This window comes from Romboutsia sp. LXY-2 (assembly GCF_056171995.1).
Genome location: NZ_JBKFGI010000003.1, coordinates 331,333 through 348,937, shown reverse-complemented (window position 1 = coordinate 348,937; position 17,605 = coordinate 331,333). Strand labels below are relative to the sequence as shown.

The 17,605-nt window shown below is 29.3% G+C and carries 15 protein-coding genes; 4 read left to right on the top strand and 11 right to left on the bottom strand.

Going from position 1 to position 17,605, the window contains the following annotated elements:
- Window positions 1-80 precede the first annotated feature (80 nt).
- Together ACI48P_RS07430 and ACI48P_RS07425 are read right to left on the bottom strand one after the other, a co-directional pair.
- Window positions 81-2,483, bottom strand: coding sequence for an ABC transporter permease (locus ACI48P_RS07430; RefSeq protein WP_475214852.1), 2,403 nt, complete (start codon window positions 2,481-2,483; stop codon window positions 81-83).
- The gene (locus ACI48P_RS07425; protein WP_475214851.1) at window positions 2,474-3,175 is read right to left on the bottom strand and encodes an ABC transporter ATP-binding protein; all 702 of its coding nucleotides are present in this window, start codon (window positions 3,173-3,175) and stop codon (window positions 2,474-2,476) included. The genes ACI48P_RS07430 and ACI48P_RS07425 overlap by 10 nt, the downstream gene beginning before the upstream one ends.
- A 101-nt stretch (window positions 3,176-3,276) precedes the next feature.
- On the opposite strand from ACI48P_RS07425, the gene ACI48P_RS07420 reads away from it, so the two are divergent.
- From ACI48P_RS07420 to ACI48P_RS07410, 3 genes are all read left to right on the top strand, one after another.
- A complete protein-coding gene (locus ACI48P_RS07420; RefSeq protein WP_475215032.1) occupies window positions 3,277-4,044 on the top strand; it encodes a protein kinase domain-containing protein in 768 nt (255 codons plus the stop codon).
- A 92-nt stretch (window positions 4,045-4,136) separates the two neighbouring features.
- Window positions 4,137-4,547 (top strand): FxLYD domain-containing protein, encoded by a 411-nt coding sequence (locus ACI48P_RS07415; RefSeq protein ID WP_475214850.1) that lies wholly within the window; start codon window positions 4,137-4,139, stop codon window positions 4,545-4,547.
- Window positions 4,548-4,801: 254 nt separating this feature from the next.
- Window positions 4,802-5,857: a M20/M25/M40 family metallo-hydrolase gene (locus tag ACI48P_RS07410; RefSeq protein ID WP_475214849.1), complete on the top strand. Its 1,056-nt coding sequence runs from the start codon at window positions 4,802-4,804 to the stop codon at window positions 5,855-5,857.
- A 112-nt stretch (window positions 5,858-5,969) separates the two neighbouring features.
- Here ACI48P_RS07410 and ACI48P_RS07405 read toward each other — a convergent pair whose 3' ends face one another.
- Entirely contained in the window at window positions 5,970-6,644 is a 675-nt protein-coding gene (locus tag ACI48P_RS07405; RefSeq protein WP_475214848.1) for a PHP domain-containing protein, read from the bottom strand.
- A gap of 236 nt (window positions 6,645-6,880) precedes the next feature.
- On the opposite strand from ACI48P_RS07405, the gene katG reads away from it, so the two are divergent.
- Window positions 6,881-9,127 (top strand): catalase/peroxidase HPI, encoded by a 2,247-nt coding sequence (katG, locus tag ACI48P_RS07400; protein ID WP_475214847.1) that lies wholly within the window; start codon window positions 6,881-6,883, stop codon window positions 9,125-9,127.
- 193 nt (window positions 9,128-9,320) lie between these two features.
- Here katG and ACI48P_RS07395 read toward each other — a convergent pair whose 3' ends face one another.
- The 8 genes from ACI48P_RS07395 to ACI48P_RS07360 form a co-directional block, all read right to left on the bottom strand.
- On the bottom strand, window positions 9,321-10,574 hold the full coding sequence (locus tag ACI48P_RS07395; RefSeq protein WP_475214846.1) for a coproporphyrinogen-III oxidase family protein: 1,254 nt from the start codon (window positions 10,572-10,574) through the stop codon (window positions 9,321-9,323).
- Window positions 10,575-10,587: 13 nt separating this feature from the next.
- A complete protein-coding gene (locus tag ACI48P_RS07390; RefSeq protein WP_475214845.1) occupies window positions 10,588-11,490 on the bottom strand; it encodes a radical SAM protein in 903 nt (300 codons plus the stop codon).
- Between the two features lie 143 nt (window positions 11,491-11,633).
- Window positions 11,634-12,635 (bottom strand): hypothetical protein, encoded by a 1,002-nt coding sequence (locus tag ACI48P_RS07385; protein ID WP_475214844.1) that lies wholly within the window; start codon window positions 12,633-12,635, stop codon window positions 11,634-11,636.
- Window positions 12,636-12,884: 249 nt separating this feature from the next.
- Window positions 12,885-13,421, bottom strand: coding sequence for a dihydrofolate reductase family protein (locus tag ACI48P_RS07380; protein ID WP_475214843.1), 537 nt, complete (start codon window positions 13,419-13,421; stop codon window positions 12,885-12,887).
- A gap of 166 nt (window positions 13,422-13,587) precedes the next feature.
- Window positions 13,588-15,327, bottom strand: coding sequence for an ABC-F family ATP-binding cassette domain-containing protein (locus tag ACI48P_RS07375; protein WP_475214842.1), 1,740 nt, complete (start codon window positions 15,325-15,327; stop codon window positions 13,588-13,590).
- A 339-nt stretch (window positions 15,328-15,666) separates the two neighbouring features.
- Complete coding sequence (locus ACI48P_RS07370) at window positions 15,667-16,563, bottom strand: MYG1 family protein (protein ID WP_475214841.1); 897 nt, start codon at window positions 16,561-16,563, stop codon at window positions 15,667-15,669.
- Window positions 16,564-17,002: 439 nt separating this feature from the next.
- Complete coding sequence (locus ACI48P_RS07365) at window positions 17,003-17,176, bottom strand: 1-deoxy-D-xylulose-5-phosphate synthase N-terminal domain-containing protein (RefSeq protein WP_475214840.1); 174 nt, start codon at window positions 17,174-17,176, stop codon at window positions 17,003-17,005.
- 57 nt (window positions 17,177-17,233) lie between these two features.
- On the bottom strand, window positions 17,234-17,392 hold the full coding sequence (locus ACI48P_RS07360) for a hypothetical protein (RefSeq protein ID WP_475214839.1): 159 nt from the start codon (window positions 17,390-17,392) through the stop codon (window positions 17,234-17,236).
- Window positions 17,393-17,605: the final 213 nt, after the last annotated feature.

Below are 17,605 nucleotides of genomic sequence, written 5' to 3'. Positions count from 1 at the left end.
AGCACTCTCTCATAAATCTTTACTGTTATAATAAAAATAAATCCCAGGCTCACTAGAGCGTGGGATTTTGTATAATAATTTTATTCTCTATTCTCTTTTAAAACCTCTTGAAGTGAAATTTTACTAATTTTCCTCTTAGCTGAGTTACTTCCTATGGCAAATATAATTATCATAATGACAAACCCAACAACACCATGCCAAATCTCAAATTCAAATGGCATAATCATATTAAATTCACTTGCTAAGTATTTAACTCCATATCCTAGACCAAATACAGTCAAAGGTATGCTTATCAAATATGAAATCACTGAATATACTAAATAGCTATTTAACAACATTGAATTTACTTCTTTTTTAGAGTATCCCATTACTTTTAATAATGATATTGAGTAATAATTATCTTCTATTGTCATAGTCGTAAGTACATATAATACTATTACAGCAATTAATACTGCCGTCCCTATCATTGTGTATACTGCTATCTTTACAAAACCTTGCATAGACTTTGTTTGTTCTAAAATATCACCTTTATTTGTAACCATTAAGTAGTCATCTTTATCAAGCTCATCCTTTGAGTATACACCTGTATAGAAGTCATCTTGATCAATATAATCAAATAGTTTATCACTAGTCATTATATTGCTTAACTTAATCCTATCCATATAAACCTTAACCCCTGAATACTCATTAGAAATTCCTACTACTTTATCTTCGAATTCCTTATCATTTATAATAATTTTTATGTTATCTCCAACTTTTACTCCATATGTTAAGCTAAAGCTTTTATTTATAATAATGCCTTCTTCTAGCTTATCAGTAATAGTATTACCCTCTTTATTAAATAACTTATGAAGATTGTTATCATTATCTAATCCAACTATAGTTATATTATCATCATTGTATATTCCATTAGGTAAGCTTATAAACTTCTCATCTTTAGAATTAAGTTTTGGATATTCTTTTGACATATCAACAATACCTTCATATACATAATCTATCGAATTATAATAATCAACACTAATCTTATCAAAGAAATTAACCATCATAAGACTCATTATTATAAGCATTGAAGATAATGATATGCCTAAGAAGAATACTAAGAATTTATTAGTATTTGATAATATAAATGAGTATTTAAACTTAGTCTGTGGCTTTGATTTTTTTAGTATTTTACTAGCCAACTTAGTTAGTATTCCTACCTTACCACTTTCATTAGATTTTATTAAATTAATAGCTCTCTTAGAAAGCATCTTATTTATAAGAATAGTTGATAAACCAATTATTACTATAAATGGAACTCCTATCGCTACTATTAATACACTTAAGTTTGGTTTAATCTCTCCCATTGGTATTAAGTAAAATTCCAAATACATTTCACTCATAGATGGAGCTGCAAACATTGCACCTATATATCCTATAATTAATAAAGGTAGAGATATCATACTAAGAATAATTATATAAGGCTTTAGTATTTCTTTGCTAGAATAGCCAAGGGCTTTTAAAACTCCTATTTGTGCTCTTTCATTTTTTACTATTCTGTAAGTTATCATAAGCACAATTAACACAGCGATTGTACTAATGCTTACGCTTATACCTATAGTCATCATCTTTCCACCCTTTAACTCCTCATATATAGCACCACTTCTTATTTGATTTTTAGTAAGCACTATACTTGTTATATAATCTAAATCCTTATTATCCTTATATGTATTTACTACTTTTTTATTAAAATCTTCTAAACTTTCTTTATTTTTACATACTGCAGATAGATAGAAACCTTCTTTTCCTTTTATCTTTTCATACTCACTGTCATTAACAAGCCCTAAGGTAATCTTAGAATTATCAATATTAAAATCTGTTCCACTTATAGGAAGTGTGTTATCAGGAAATAGCACAAACCCTGTAATAGTATAATTTTTGTTATCTATCTTTATACTATCACCTATTTTTAAGTTATTTTTTTTAGCATATATTTTTGTTATAGCTATTTCATCATCATTTTTAGGCTTATTTCCTTCTTCGATAAATGATTTATTAATATTTTTATTATCTTTGTATAAAGTAATTTTGTTGCTTACAGTATTATTTTTAAAGTTAATTTCTTTAAATGATCTATTTTCTAATTCAAATTCATCATAGGCTTTTTCAAAAGATTTAATCCTATTTCCTATAATCTTATTATATAAATTTTCATCTAAATTCTTTATATCACTTAATGAATAAACCATCATGTTCATTTTTTCTTCATTATTTAGTTTATTAATATCAGAGTCAGTTAATCCATTTATCATACCTATTGAAAAATCTTCTTGATTAGTATTTTCTATAAATTTTTCTAGAGGTATCTTTAAACTATCTATAGCATAAAACATAGTAGTATATAAAAATGAACTCATTGCAATTATTATGCCTATAGCTAAAAGCTGTAGTTTTTTCTTTTTAAAGGTGTTTAAAGTGTTTTTAAATAGAATTTTTACCCCCATTTTATTTCACTTACCTTTCTTTTTTCTGTATTTATGATTTCCTCAACGATTTTACCTGAATTCATCTTAATAACTCTATCTGCCATAAGTGCTATATTTTGATTGTGAGTTATAACCACAGTTGTAGTTTTAAACTTATTATTTAGGTTTTGTATCAACTCTAAAACTTGTTTTCCTGTTTCTTCATCCAAAGCTCCTGTTGGCTCATCACAAAACATTATCTTTGGATTTTTTGCCACGCTTCTAGCTATGGATACTCTTTGTTGTTGACCTCCACTTAGTTGGTATGGATATTTATCCATTTGTTCTGTCATACTTACAGCTTCTAGAACTTCATCTATATTAAGAGGATTAACTCCAATACTTGATCCTAGCTCTATATTTTCTTTTACCGTAAGATTTTGAAGGAGATTATATTGTTGGAAAATAAATCCTAGGTTATCTCTTCTAAATTTTGTTAATTTGTCTTCATTATAATCACTTATTTTTTTATCATCACAGTATATTTCACCACTGCTAGGTGTATCAAGCCCACTTATTACATTTAGCATAGTACTTTTTCCACTACCACTAGGTCCTAATATCACTAAAAATTCTCCATCTTTAATTTCTAGATTTATATTTTTTAAGGCTACTGTTTCTATTTCCCTTGTTCTATAAACTTTTTCTACATTGATTAGTTTTATGGACATAACCTAATCTCCTTTTCTTTAATTAATACATCTTATAGATTATTATAATATATAAACTAAATTCAGAGTAATATAGTTTTGGTAATCTTCACTTGGAATATATGTCATCAATGTGTGAGGTTTTAAGTTTGCTTCACAATCAAACACCTCCAATAATCCACAGAGATATCAAGCCTGAAAATATAGTTATAAGTAATGACAATGTTATAAAAATAATTGATTTTGATAAATCAATAATATATAAAACAGGTGAAAATCTTGATACTACCTTATTAGGTACAAAAGGATATACCTCACCTGAGCAATTTGGATTTGAGCAATCTGATGGTAGAAGTGACATTTATGCTATGGGGGTAATGATGAATGTACTAACAACAGGTAAACATTTCAAGGAATTTTTAAGTAATTCTAAATTAAGAAACGTAATATTAAAATGTACGGAAATATCTCCAAAAGATAGATACGAAAATGTAGATAAACTAAAATATGATTTAGATCTTTTACTTTTTAAAGAAAATAACCCTTTTGAGAAAAAAGAAATTCCAAATTCTAAGTCTAATCCAAAATCAAATACAATTATTCCAGGCTTTAGAACTAAAAACAAAATCAATATGACTTTAGCTACATTATTTTATTTGACTTTGAGTACAGGGTTGTTTGCTTTTACTAGCATGTCATCTTTTATTGCTAATGTAATACTTATTGTCATGGCTCTTATGTATGTATGTTTATTTGCTAATTTTAAGGATATAAATGAAAAATTACCACTTGTAAATAGCGGTAATAAAGTCACTAGAGTTTTTGGTTTTTCTCTATATTCATTTATAATATTTATTTCTTTAGGATATTTATTAACTTTATTTTCATAAATTCTTATTTGTATACTACTAGCATACCAACTAAGAATTAGCCTTCACTATAATAAGAGTATAATAATTATTAAATTTTGGAGGTTATATTTATGAAAAAAATAATATTAGGTGTAATAATAGGTTTTATAGTAGTTATAGGTGGCTGTGCTGCTTTTATTAGCGCAGGTGTTTCTTCAGTAGACCAAGCTATTAAAGATACTGAAAATGAAATATCTAAGAATGATGAATCTGTAAATGAAATGGCTAAAAATATTAACTGGGAAGTTACAAAAACTGATTTTAGTACTTCTATAGTTGGTATATTTGAAAATACAAGTGATGAAGTTATTGATTATATAGAATTTGATTACAAGCTATTTGGTAGTGATGGTACTGTTGTAGGAAGTTCTTTTACTAATGAATCTGGTATAAGTCCAGGAGAGAAAAGAAAAGTTGAAATTTTATGTATAAAAGATGATTTTGATAAATTTGAAATAACTGCAAAGTCTAGCGTATTCTAATTATACAATACATCTACTTTGTGAAGTGATGTGTTATTATAAAGTTCATCTGGTAGTTCTTTTTATCTTTGCAGCACCCATTAATAACTCCCCATTTATTCATTTTTTTCCAATATGTGTATAAATAGAGTATTATTATATTATACCATCCTTAAGGGGCTAAATGAAAACATCCAAATAAAAATGTTATTTGGATTTTAAATTTGTTAACTATGTATGAGTTAAATATATATTTGTATGGAGGAACTATTATTATGAGAGAAGAATCAAAATTATTTCTAGAGAAACTTATCAAGACACCTTCACCATCTGGCAATGAAATAGAATTACAAAAATTATGGATGGAATATGTTAAAGATTTTGCACACAAAATTGAAACTGATGTTGTTGGTAATGTTATAGCATCTGTAAATCCCGATAAACAATTCAAGGTTATGCTAGCTGGCCACTGCGATGAAATTGCTTATATGGTAAACTACATTGATGACAGCGGATACTTATATGTTGCTAAAGCTGGTGGTATAAATCCTAAGTTAGCTCTTGGAAATAGGGTTAGAGTTTTAACTAAAAGTGGAGTTTTAAAAGGTGTAGTTGGTGTTAGAGCTGAACATCAAGGTGGTGCTAAGGATAATATAGAAGCTAAAGATCTATTTATAGATTGTGGCGCTAATAATAAAGAAGAAATGGAAAAGCTTGTTTCTATTGGTGATTATATAATATATGATGTTGACTATGAGTATATGCTAAATGATACTTTTGTTGGTCGTGGTCTAGACAATAGAACTGGTGCATTTATAGTTGCTGAAGTTCTTAGAAAAGTATCTGATAAGGGTCCTAATGTGGCTGTTTATGCTGTAAGTACTGTTAATGAGGAAACAAATATGGGTGGAGCTTATTTTGCCGCTAGCCATATAAATCCAACTATGGGTATTGCTTGCGATGTATCTTTTGCTACAGATTATCCAGGAATAGATCCAAGAGAGAGTGGTTATTGTACACTTGGAAATGGGCCTATATTATCTAAAGGAGCTCCAATAAGTTCTAAAATTAATGAAATTTTAGAAAAAGCTGCAAAGGAAAATAGTATTGAGATACAGTACGAACTTACTCCAAGAAATACTGGTACAGATGCTGATAAAATAAGATTAACTGGTAAAGGTGTACCCGTTGCGCTTGTTTCACTACCACTTAGATATATGCATGCGCCTTGTGAGACTGCAAATCTTAATGATATAGAAAATGAAATTGAATTATTGGTTCAAACTATCTTAAGTATGAGTGGAGAAGAAAACTTAAATCCACTTCAATAAATTTAGTTAATAATTATGTTTAATAAATATTAAAGGTCTAAGAATAAACTTAGACCTTCAACTTCTTACTTATTATTTTTATATTTCTTATTAATTAAATTAAAAATATATTTTAATCCATTCCTATTATTTTAAATTCTTTATTTCTTAATATCTCAATTAAATCTTTATCTGACGTGATTTTTTTATCTGTACATATACCTGTTGTACACATATCCTCTTTTTGATGTACATCACTTCCACCTGTAGCTATCAGTCTAAGGTTCTCTTTATAAACATCATATGTCAGATCATTATGGTTATTATGTCTTGGATTTTGATTAAATACTTCTAGCCCATGTAGAAAGTTTATATCCACTAAATTACTACCTCTTTCTCTATAAGGGTGAGCCTGAATAATGATAGCTTTATCCTTGAACTTATTATAAAATTCCTTTAGCTCCATTTCTATCATCCACTCATTTTCAAAGAAATCATCTTTTTCAAATCCGTATACCAAAAAATCATTTGTACTACTATTAAAACTAATCTCCATTCCTAAACCTATATAAAAATCCTTATCTTTGCAATAATCAATAGCTCTATCATAACTGTAAAAGAATTCTTTGGTTTTCTCTTTCCATTCTTCTCTCCTACATTTTCTGTAGTAACCCTTTCTCATATGGTCTGTAATAACTAATCCAGAGTAACCTTTTTCTATATATTTGTCTATTATTTCCTCTATACTAAGACGTGCACAAGGACTAACTTCTTTTGTATGTACATGTAAGTCATATTTGAACTTCATATTTATGCTCCTTATTTTAAGTATATACACTTCATATTAAAACAAAGCTGTAATCTTGTAAACCTAATTTCTATACTAAACACAAATATCCTTTGCATATTCAAAAATCTAATTACATATTATTTAATGAAATATATTGTACTTAAAGAGTTTAAATTTGAATTTTATAAAGTATCAATTATTAATTTATTACTTACATTAAAATCATAAATAAAGTAAAGGAGGTTTACTATCACATGAGAGAAATGAGATGCCCCGTTACTGGAAGAACCATGAACTCTGTATCAGGAGTAGGAGCAACAAATAAGGATTGGTGGCCTAACCTACTAAACCTAAACATTCTTCATCAAAACTCAAACTTAAGTAATCCAATGGGATGTAAATTTGATTATGCTAAAGAATTTGAAAAACTTGATTATTATGCACTAAAACAAGACTTATATGATTTGATGACAGATTCAAAGGATTGGTGGCCAGCAGACTTTGGTCACTATGGACCACTATTTATTCGTATGGCATGGCATAGTGCAGGAACATACAGAATAGGTGATGGTCGAGGTGGTGCAGGAGATGGACTCCAAAGGTTTCCACCATTAAATAGTTGGCCTGATAATGTTAATTTAGATAAAGCTCGTCGATTAATTTGGCCAATTAAACAAAAATATGGTAATAAAATTTCTTGGGCAGATCTTATGATATTAACTGGTAATTGTGCCCTTGAGTCAATGGGACTTAAGACCTTTGGATTTGGTGGTGGACGTGAGGATGTTTGGGAGCCACAAGAAATATACTGGGGTTCACAAACTCAGTGGCTTGGAAATAATAAAAACTATAATAATGATACATTTGAAAATCCTCTTGCAGCTGTACAAATGGGATTAATTTATGTAAATCCAGAAGGACCTGATGGAAAACCTGATCCAATGGGCTCTGCAAAAGATATTAGAGAGACATTTTCACGCATGGCTATGAATGACGAAGAAACTGTTGCACTTATAGCTGGTGGTCATACATTTGGTAAATGTCACGGAGCCGCTCCTGCAACATATGTTGGGCCTGCACCTGAAGCTGCTAGCATTGAACAACAAGGTCTTGGTTGGAAAAATAGTTATAAAAGTGGTAAAGGTATTGATACTATCAGTAGCGGTATTGAGGGAGCTTGGAAACCAAATCCTACAAAGTGGACTATGGGATATTTTGAAATGTTGTTTAAATACCAATGGGAGTTAGTTAAGAGTCCTGCTGGTGCCTATCAGTGGTTGGCTAAAGATGTGGATGACAAAGATATGATAATAGATGCACATGACCCATCAATAAAGCATCGACCTATGATGACAACAGCTGATTTAGGTATTCTCTATGATCCTGTATATAATAAAATTGCTAAAGACTATCTAAATAATCCTGATAAATTCACTAATGACTTTGCACGTGCTTGGTTCAAATTAACACATCGTGATATGGGTCCAATTTCTAGATATCTTGGTCCAGAAGTTCCTACAGAAAAACTTATATGGCAAGACCCTATACCTGAAGTTGACTATAAATTAATTAATAAAGATGATATTGAGTATCTTAAAAAGAAAATCTCAGAGTCTCGATTGTCAGTACCTGAACTTGTAACTACAGCTTGGGCATCTGCATCAACTTTTAGATGCTCTGATAAACGCGGTGGCGCAAATGGTGCTAGAATTCGCCTTGAACCACAAAATTCTTGGGAAGTTAATGAACCTGAAAAGTTAAATAAAGTTTTACAAGTTCTTGAAAAAATACAGTCAGACTTTAACTCTTTACAGACAAAAGGAAATGATCTATCTCAAGTAAAACCTAAGAAGGTATCTTTAGCAGATATAATTGTTCTTTCTGGATGTGTAGGCATTGAACAAGCCGCAAGAAAATCCGGCTATAAAATTACCGTACCTTTCACTGCTGGACGTAGTGATGCATTACAAGAAGAAACTGATATTAATTCATTTGCCGTACTTGAGCCAAAAGCAGATGGATTTAGAAACTATCTTAAATCAGATTACTCAAGTCGTCCTGAGGAATTATTAATTGACCGTTCACAACTTTTAACTTTAACTGCTCCTGAAATGACTGCTTTATTAGGTGGTATGCGTGTATTAAATGCAAACCATAAACAATCTCAACTTGGTGTTTTTACATATAAACCAGAATCTCTTTCAAATGATTTCTTTATAAATCTTTTAGATATGGATACTGTATGGGAGCCTACTTCTTCTAATGAACAAATATTTGAGGGACGAGACAGATCTACAAAAAAATTAAAGTGGATGGGAACTCGAGCTGACCTTATCTTCGGATCTAATTCTCAACTTCGTGCTATTGCAGAAGTATATGCAAGTAAAGACTCTGAGATTAAATTTATAAAGGACTTTGTCTCTGCTTGGAATAAAGTAATGAATGCAGATCGTTTTGATGCAGATTTAAACAGTAAGCAAGGACGTCACTGTAACTGTTAGTCTATATATTGAATAACTTAATATCTTTATGAAGGAAAAATGATAGCAAAGGTTTAGTGAGAATTCACTACTACCACGCTATCATTTTTTACTAGTTATTATAACTATAATAATATTTAATTTTTTAAATTTTAACTTAAATAATTATCCAGTAGAATTCATTCTGATATAATTTTCATATATCCACAATAAGTCAACTAAGTATGACTTTCTCAGGAAATGCTATGTTTCTAGAGATATTCCACATTTTATCAATATATTCCGTAGTATACACCTGCTCAATATAATGATAGTAGTAAGATGCTTTATCACTAAGTTCATAAATATTTCCATTTTTCTTTACATACCCTAACTTCTCAGCAATCCAAAACTCAAATCCATACATATCCTTTAGAGACTTCCCTACTATATTTTCAAATTTTTCACTATCTATTTTCATACTATAAGCACTCCAAAATAGATAATATACAGCTCGTTGTCTAGGTGTAAAATCTAGAGTCAAGGATGTTGGAAGTTTTTCTTCTTCTACTCGTTTTATATACTCCTCAATAGAAAAGGTATTAACCTTAAATTTATCCTTTAAAAGGGTAGTTGCTGATACTCCAAATCCTAAAAAAGTATCTCTAGTAATAGAAGAATATTTATCAGTATTCTTCTTGGCAAAAGTCCATACAGAGCTACGTTCCACACCCATTTCTTCACATAAATTACTTAAATATTTAAGCATCTCCTTTTTTGTACTATGTGATAAAGGTTTATAAGCATTATTTGCAAAAGTAAAATCAATAAATGGATATGTAGAAATCTGTGTAGCTCCATATTCAAAAGCTGTATAAATATCATTTTTCAAAATCATCTCAGTCTGACCTGGTATAGCAAATATCAAATCAATATCTACTACTTTAAAATTTGCCTCTCTTACTATTTTTAGCTTCTCTTTAAAGTCTACACTACTTCTACCAATCTTTTTTAAACAACTTTCATCAAAGGATTGCATCCCCAAACTAACCATAGTAATACCAATTTTCTTTAGCTTTTCTAAATTAGAATATGTAATATCCTCAGGATGAAGCTCAACACCTATTCCATCTGTAATTTCAAAGTACTCACCTAGCCTACAGATAATTTCTTCCAAACTATCTATCATCAAAGTTGGAGTTCCTCCCCCAAAGTAAAGACTTGTTACCTTCTTCTTTTTATTGTCTGTTTTTCCTACTAGTTCAATTTCCTGAAGAAGTGCTTCCTTATATTTCAAGGCTAAGTCTTTGTCATATATTACTTTACAATAAGGACAAAATGAACACAAAGACCTACAAAATGGAATATGTACATAAAGGCCTAAGTCCTGCAAGTTTTCGAATTCTAGCTTATTTTCATATTTTCCCTCAAATGTAAAAGGCTTTAAAGAGCGTGTCAAATAAATTCTCATCATTGATGTAAGTAACATTAGCCATTCCCCCTTAAATATATTTAGTATAAGTAGTTACCATCTCCCAAATAACTTTTATATTTCCTCCAAATAACAACGTATATTCTGCCACAAAAAAATAACCACACTTATCACATAATCCTGGTATATCAATACATCTTCCACAAATAGACTCTTTACCATTTTCCATAACTACACATTGATAGCAAGGTACTTTAAAGTTATTGTTTATTAAATAAGGAAAAGCACTCTTTAAATTGAATATAGGGTATCCCTCTTTCATTAAAGTCTCAATCTCATTGCAACATGCTTCTTTATCTTCAGGTGTTAAGCTTAAATACTCTGTTCCTGGGTAAGGTGTATGGAAATTAAAAGATACTGCCCTAATATTTTTACTATCTCTAGCAAGGGTGCAAGTATTTCTTATACCTTTTTTGTTAATCTGATTTATAGCCATATACAAACAAATATTGTCTGATGTAGCTTCTTCTACATTAGATAATATATTATCGTAAGTATCTCCTCGTATTTCATTGTGGCACTCTCTTCCTCCGTCTATGCTTAACAAGATAAGATCTGCCTCTGGTAAATCAATCTTAAGCGTTCCATTCGTAACTATGTTAACTATTAAAAAACCCATCTCTTTAGCTTCTATTACAAGGTCTCTTAACTCATATCCACTATCTTGCCATAAAAAAGTTTCTCCTCCACAAAAGAACAATATTCTAATTCCCTGATTGTATAGAATTGTCATTTCCTCTTTAATCGTCCTATATGGATGAATTTTACCAGTAATATTATTAACTGCACAATGTTTACACTGAAGATTACATTTATCTGTCAGTATAATAGTGCCTAAGATAGGTTTCTTTCTTCTAAATAAAATGGTACTAACCCCAAATAACGAAAGCTTTGTCAAATAACTTATCTTCATAGACACCCCCCTTTTAACTATCTCTTATATTTTATATATATTATAACAAAATCCCTAAATATAAGCGATGTTAATAAAACATAATAACTCGCTCTCAATGGTTTTATACCCAAATATTTTTATACCTAAAAAGACCACGCTAACTATTTATTAGCATGGTCTTTTAAACATTTAGTAGGATCTAAGTTAATATTTAACCATTTTCCATCTTTACCCATTCTAAACTGAGCTATCTCTATATCATAGCCATTAGTTAGCTGATAATACAGTATCATATACTCATTTCCATCAGTTCCTAAAAACTTTACCTTCTTTTTATATCCATCCAGCTCTATAGGGTGCTTTTCCTTTATAAGCTTACACCAATCTCCATACCTAATATCTGTAGAAAGCACAGCATCCCATTTCCAGCTATGATATGGTGCACATAGATAATTTTCTCCACTATATTCTATATCACTTATTTTATAAACTCCGTCTTCCTCAGCTAGATATACATATCCATAATAGTATGCAAACATTCCCATACCTTTTGGTGAGCCTTGTATTGTTTCTAATTCTATAAAATATTTCACATCATTTGGATGTTCTTTATCTGTTTGTACTTCATCTAGTTTTATTAAATTAATATGTAGTATATCTTCAAAAGATTTTATGAAGCTTTTGTATGTATGTTTTTCTTTATAAGTTTTTGTGAAATAGTTATATGCATAGGGATAAGGTTCTTTAGCCTCTCCTAAAGTTCCACATCCTGTGTAAGACTCTGATGTTGATGTTGGGTTTGCTGCTTCTCTTAGAGTTGAAAAATAATTTATTATTGCTTCTTCTGAGGTTTTTAGAAGTTCTTTTGATATGTTTATATCCTTAGGGTTACTTTTATTATAATCAAAGCTAATAGTGTTAGTATTTAATATTGGTAATTTTGATGGTCTAAAAAACCTATCATAATCTTTGCTATAATCTATATCTTCTACTTCAACATCCTCTTTATCATTTTCACAGGATATAATAACTTCTCTCCCACCCATTATTATATTACTTTTGGAACTCATTTTATTGTTAATGTTTTTTATGTTAAAAGCTATAGCAGTTAAAGTTATTACTATAATAACTAAATATATGTACTTCTTTTTCAAAATCATCACTCTATATAGTTCCCCCTTAGCTTAGTACTTGAAAATAGGTTTAATTCAAAAGCAACTTCTACTTTGATATCATCAAATTCTTTGATAACAGCAATTTAATAATAACCTCCTTTTATAACTATTTAAATACTATACTAAAATTTATACTTATCTTTCTCGTAAGTTATACTTAACTATTAAAATTCACAAAAAAGTTTTATAATTAGTTATAATAATTATAGTTAATATAAATAGGAAAACATTCCCACACTAAGATTCCCTACTTATTTTTTTAGAATATTTCATAATAACTATTCCATCTTCAACTGCATAATACTGAAGTGATAAATCAATCTTTGGATTATTTTCTAAAAATAACTTTCTACCCTTTCCTAAAATAGTAGGTATTATTCCTATAATATATTCATCGATAATATCATTTTTTAAAAAGCTATCAATCAGAACTCCACCACCGAATAAATATATATTTTTACCGTCAGCTCTTAAGTCACATATAATCTTACATATATCTTCACCTACAAAGTGGTAGTTTTCATAATCCTCCATCTCTTTAGAAGTAGCTATATAAACATCTTTACCTTCATAGTCTTTATGCATTCCTTGATCATAACAATTCCTTCCCATAACCACAACATCAATATCTTCTAAAAACTTGCCATGATCCCATTTGTTATCAGTATCTAATGAAGAATTACTATCGCCAGCTATCCACTCATATCCACCATTTTCATCTGCTATATATCCATCTAAACTTATTGCTAAATTTAATATTATTTTTCCATTCATATATTAATCCTCCATATGTAATATCTATATTTTATCTCGTTTTCTTCTTTTATACCCTTATATTATAAGATTCAACTTAAAATACCCCCTTCAAGTTGATATATTTTGTAATTTAATCTATCAACTTGAAGGGGGTTGTAGCTTATTATTGTGAATAACGCAGTAATTAGAATAACTTAATAAGTTCTTCTAACTCCTGTGATAAAGTTCTTGCTAATTCAAAATCCATATTTATTAAAGCCCTTGCAATTTTTGTTTCAACAGTCTTTTTCTTTTCTTCTATTTCTAAATAATCTTTATCAAAGTGGTTAGCATAAATCATTCTTCTAAACTTTTTCATACTAACTTTTCTAATAGTCTTATCTTCAATCAATAAAACATAATCCATACAATTACTTATAAACTGATAATCATGAGATATCATTAAAACAGCACCATTATAATCTTCTATAGCTTCCTCAAGTGCCATTTGAGAATAAGTATCTAGGTGGCTAGTCGGCTCATCAAAAAGCAACATATTAGCTTTACTAGATGAAACCTTAGCTAGTTGTAGAATATTCTTTTCTCCTCCAGATAAAGATTCTATCTTTTGTTTAATGAACTCTGATCCAAAACCATATTTTGATATATATGACCTAATCTCCCCGTAAGTTTCAAATCCTGCGTCGTAAAACTCTTGAAGTATAGTATTAGACTCATTTAATACCTCACCTTGCATCTGTGATAAATATGCAACTTCAATATTATTATTTATTTCAATAGAGTCATTATTATTTATATATATTGATTTTAATAAAGTCGTTTTCCCAACACCATTTGTACCAACAATAGCTACTTTATCATTAGACTTAATCTCAAAGTTAACATTTTTTAAAAGCACTTCATCAAATGCTATACTAAGATCTTTAACTTTTAAGGCAACAGTTTCTTCTATTTCATTATCAGTAGTTAATCTAATGTAAGGTTTCTTTATATCTACGAATGGAGCTTTTATTCTACGAGCCTCTAATCTTTCTTGTATTTTAACTCTAGCTTTTAATGCTCTACCGTTAGATGCTTCTGCATTATAAGTTGCCCTTTCTCTTAATCTTTCTATTCTTATCTCATTTTTTGCTATTTCTTCATCATCAGCAGCTGATAATTCTTGTAATTCAATTTTAGTTTGAAGTAGCGATAGATTATAATCAATGTATCTCCCATCAAACTCTTGAAGCTCTGTATTTTCAAGATGTATAATCTTGTTAAAGCAATGATTTAGTAAGAATCTATTATGAGTAATAACTAATATTGTTTTTTTGTGAGAGTTAATTAGATTTTTAAGAGCATTTAAGTTTTCAAAATCTAAAAATACATCTGGCTCGTCCATAACCATTAAGTCAGGATTATTTAACATTTCTTTTATTACTTGTATAAGCTTAAACTCCCCACCACTAAGTTCAGATATCATTTTATCTTTATGCTTACTTAGGTTTGCAAGATTTAATTTTTTATTTATGTTGCTTTCATAATCATCACCATCTATTGCATCAAATGCATCTAAAGCTTCTTGGTAATTTTCTAGTAAAGTATCAATGTCTGATGATGTTTCCATTTCAGTACATATAGATGCGATTTTTTCTTGTAGCTTTATAAATTCTTCTGCTATATATTCGAATACTGTAGTTTCTTTACTTTTATCTCTCTGTGAAAACTGGCTTACATACCCGATTTTACAGCTTGGATCCATTTCTAATTTACCATCATAAACGTATCTTTCTGGGTCCATAATTATATCTATTAGTGTACTTTTTCCGCTACCACTTGCTCCTATAAATGCACAGTGTTGACCTTCTTCTAATGTAAATGAAATATTGTTGTATAGGTCTTTTTGCGGAAATGAGTAGGACATGCTGTCTATTTTTATCATATGATTTTACCTCTCTTTATGCGTAAAAAAAAGCCTATAAATATAAGCTCTTCAATATATAATCAATTGATTTGATTATATATGTATTAACGACATTTTTTTGGATTTACTGTTGATATCATAACATTTTTTTCGACATTTTTCAATCGTTTTATATTTTAGTGGATGTGTTGATTACTATTTTAAAGTTATTTAATTTTACTAATATTCATATGTAAAAATGAGTATTATTTCCTACTAGGAGATATTATTCACGATATTTAAAAAGGTATTATCTTCTTATGTTAGATAATACCCTCTTTATTTCTCTGTAATATATACAGAAAGCATATTAAATTTTTATAAATTTTCTTCAACAGCTTTTTGTGCCATTGCTATAGCACCTTCTCTTGTTTTATTACCACATATAAATAGTGCTGGATGGCAGAATATACACTCTTTTATACCAGTGTGATTTGATAATTCGTCTTCTCTTAATCCACCCCATGTTTTTGGTAGATTCTTTCTAGCAACAAAACTATTTGCTTCTTTAGGCACTGTTTGAGTACACCATGATCCTGTTATATCTTGATATACTACGAATAGTACATGTTCTTTTTCATCAATTTCAATTACAGTATCTTTCCATGGAACTGACTTTTCTAATATTAAAATATGAGACTGCTCTACATTTTGTTTTTCAAGTTCATCTTTAACCAGTCTTTGGTTATCATAGTTATCTGCGTATATCTTTGTTGTTTTATATAATATTTGTTTTGCAAAAGCTACTGCTTCAAAGAAGCCTTCTTCTAACTCTACTTCCCCTCCTCGAGTAGGTATAAAAGTATTTATGATATCACAAAGTGTCATAACTGGAACTTGGCTAGTCATAACATCTACACCATTATCTTGTGCATCAATTTGTTGAATAAATATAGTATCTACCTTTTCAACTACTCCTTGTTGCTCGCTTGTGTCTGTTAATTCTGGGAATTTTTTATTTATATAATCTAATGCAAAATCTTGCCATAGTAAACCAAATCCACAGTAAGGTATTCCGTTTTCTCTTTTTTTCTTATCAACATGGTGATGATCATACTTTCCATTTCCTACATCAGATACAATATCACATTCTTGTAATTTACTTTCGTCTCTTGTTCTTATTATTTCTAAATCTTCATATATAGATTGCATAAGTGCTACGCCGAATACATCATCTGCATGAAATATGCCGTTATGAACTGCCATTTTTTTCATTTTTATGTACCTCTTCTTTCTGATATAAAAGTATTGTTATTTTTCGTTTACTTACTATTTTTATCAAATAGTTTTTTATTATGTTAATAAAATTTCTAGGGAATATATTTAAATGGTACCATTGTTTATTTAATGAATCAATTTTTTGTTTTTTATTAATGTTTTCTCCTCCATATAGATGTGACACCGTTATCTATCAACCAAAGCATCATCATAAAACTTATCAAACGAAATGATATCATCTCACCAAATCCACCATCAAGTATGCCATCCTCTAATATTATTACTAATTTGTGGTTTTATTTTAACTTACTTAATAACTCTTCATCTACACCTGTTATGAATTTTGGATTTATTAGTGTAGCATTTATTCCTGAAGATTTTAATTTAAATTATACTTTATTTCCTAAATGGGAGAACGATACAAGACCTATTATTGCTACGATATTTTCTTTTCTTCCTGTAAGTATTTACATGCATATGATTGGTGCAACACATCGTATACAAACTTACCTACTGGTGAGTTAAATATATAATGAAGAGTTATAGTTGCTTCTACCTTAACTAAGTTTAGACCAAAGTGTCCTCCTGTCGTACTAACTTTACTTATCAATATCTCCCTGATTTCTGTAGATAATAAATTCATTTCATTTTACTTATGCTTTATATATTAAATTCCCATCATTTTTGCAAGATTTATTGTAAGCATTTTCCATGCTCTTTCAAAGTCCAATCCGTCTCTAACCTCTTCCCCTATACGATGATAAAGTGATTCTTCACTCAAAATAAGTGAATCTGTTATTCTATTTACGTAATACCTGACTGTCAATTTATTCACGCAATTGTCATAGAGAGTTTTCCCCTATTATTCTACTTTAATCTTCATAGTCGTACAAATACAATAATCGTCTCACAGAGTAAAATTATTTATGTTAATTATCTGTTCATAAACTATATATTTCTCCATTATCATTGACAGTTTTACAATAAAGTTATAATATCAATAGGATTATAGTTTTTTATAATACATAGAAAATTATTT

Coding starts and splice junctions, on each gene's coding strand:
- ACI48P_RS07430 (WP_475214852.1), bottom strand. CDS start 2,483: ATGGGGGTAAAAATTCTATTTAAAAACACTTTAAACACCTTTAAAAAG.
- ACI48P_RS07425 (WP_475214851.1), bottom strand. CDS start 3,175: ATGTCCATAAAACTAATCAATGTAGAAAAAGTTTATAGAACAAGGGAA.
- ACI48P_RS07420 (WP_475215032.1), top strand. CDS start 3,277: ATGTCATCAATGTGTGAGGTTTTAAGTTTGCTTCACAATCAAACACCT.
- ACI48P_RS07415 (WP_475214850.1), top strand. CDS start 4,137: ATGAAAAAAATAATATTAGGTGTAATAATAGGTTTTATAGTAGTTATA.
- ACI48P_RS07410 (WP_475214849.1), top strand. CDS start 4,802: ATGAGAGAAGAATCAAAATTATTTCTAGAGAAACTTATCAAGACACCT.
- ACI48P_RS07405 (WP_475214848.1), bottom strand. CDS start 6,644: ATGAAGTTCAAATATGACTTACATGTACATACAAAAGAAGTTAGTCCT.
- katG (WP_475214847.1), top strand. CDS start 6,881: ATGAGAGAAATGAGATGCCCCGTTACTGGAAGAACCATGAACTCTGTA.
- ACI48P_RS07395 (WP_475214846.1), bottom strand. CDS start 10,574: ATGTTACTTACATCAATGATGAGAATTTATTTGACACGCTCTTTAAAG.
- ACI48P_RS07390 (WP_475214845.1), bottom strand. CDS start 11,490: ATGAAGATAAGTTATTTGACAAAGCTTTCGTTATTTGGGGTTAGTACC.
- ACI48P_RS07380 (WP_475214843.1), bottom strand. CDS start 13,421: ATGAATGGAAAAATAATATTAAATTTAGCAATAAGTTTAGATGGATAT.
- ACI48P_RS07375 (WP_475214842.1), bottom strand. CDS start 15,327: ATGATAAAAATAGACAGCATGTCCTACTCATTTCCGCAAAAAGACCTA.
- ACI48P_RS07370 (WP_475214841.1), bottom strand. CDS start 16,563: ATGAAAAAAATGGCAGTTCATAACGGCATATTTCATGCAGATGATGTA.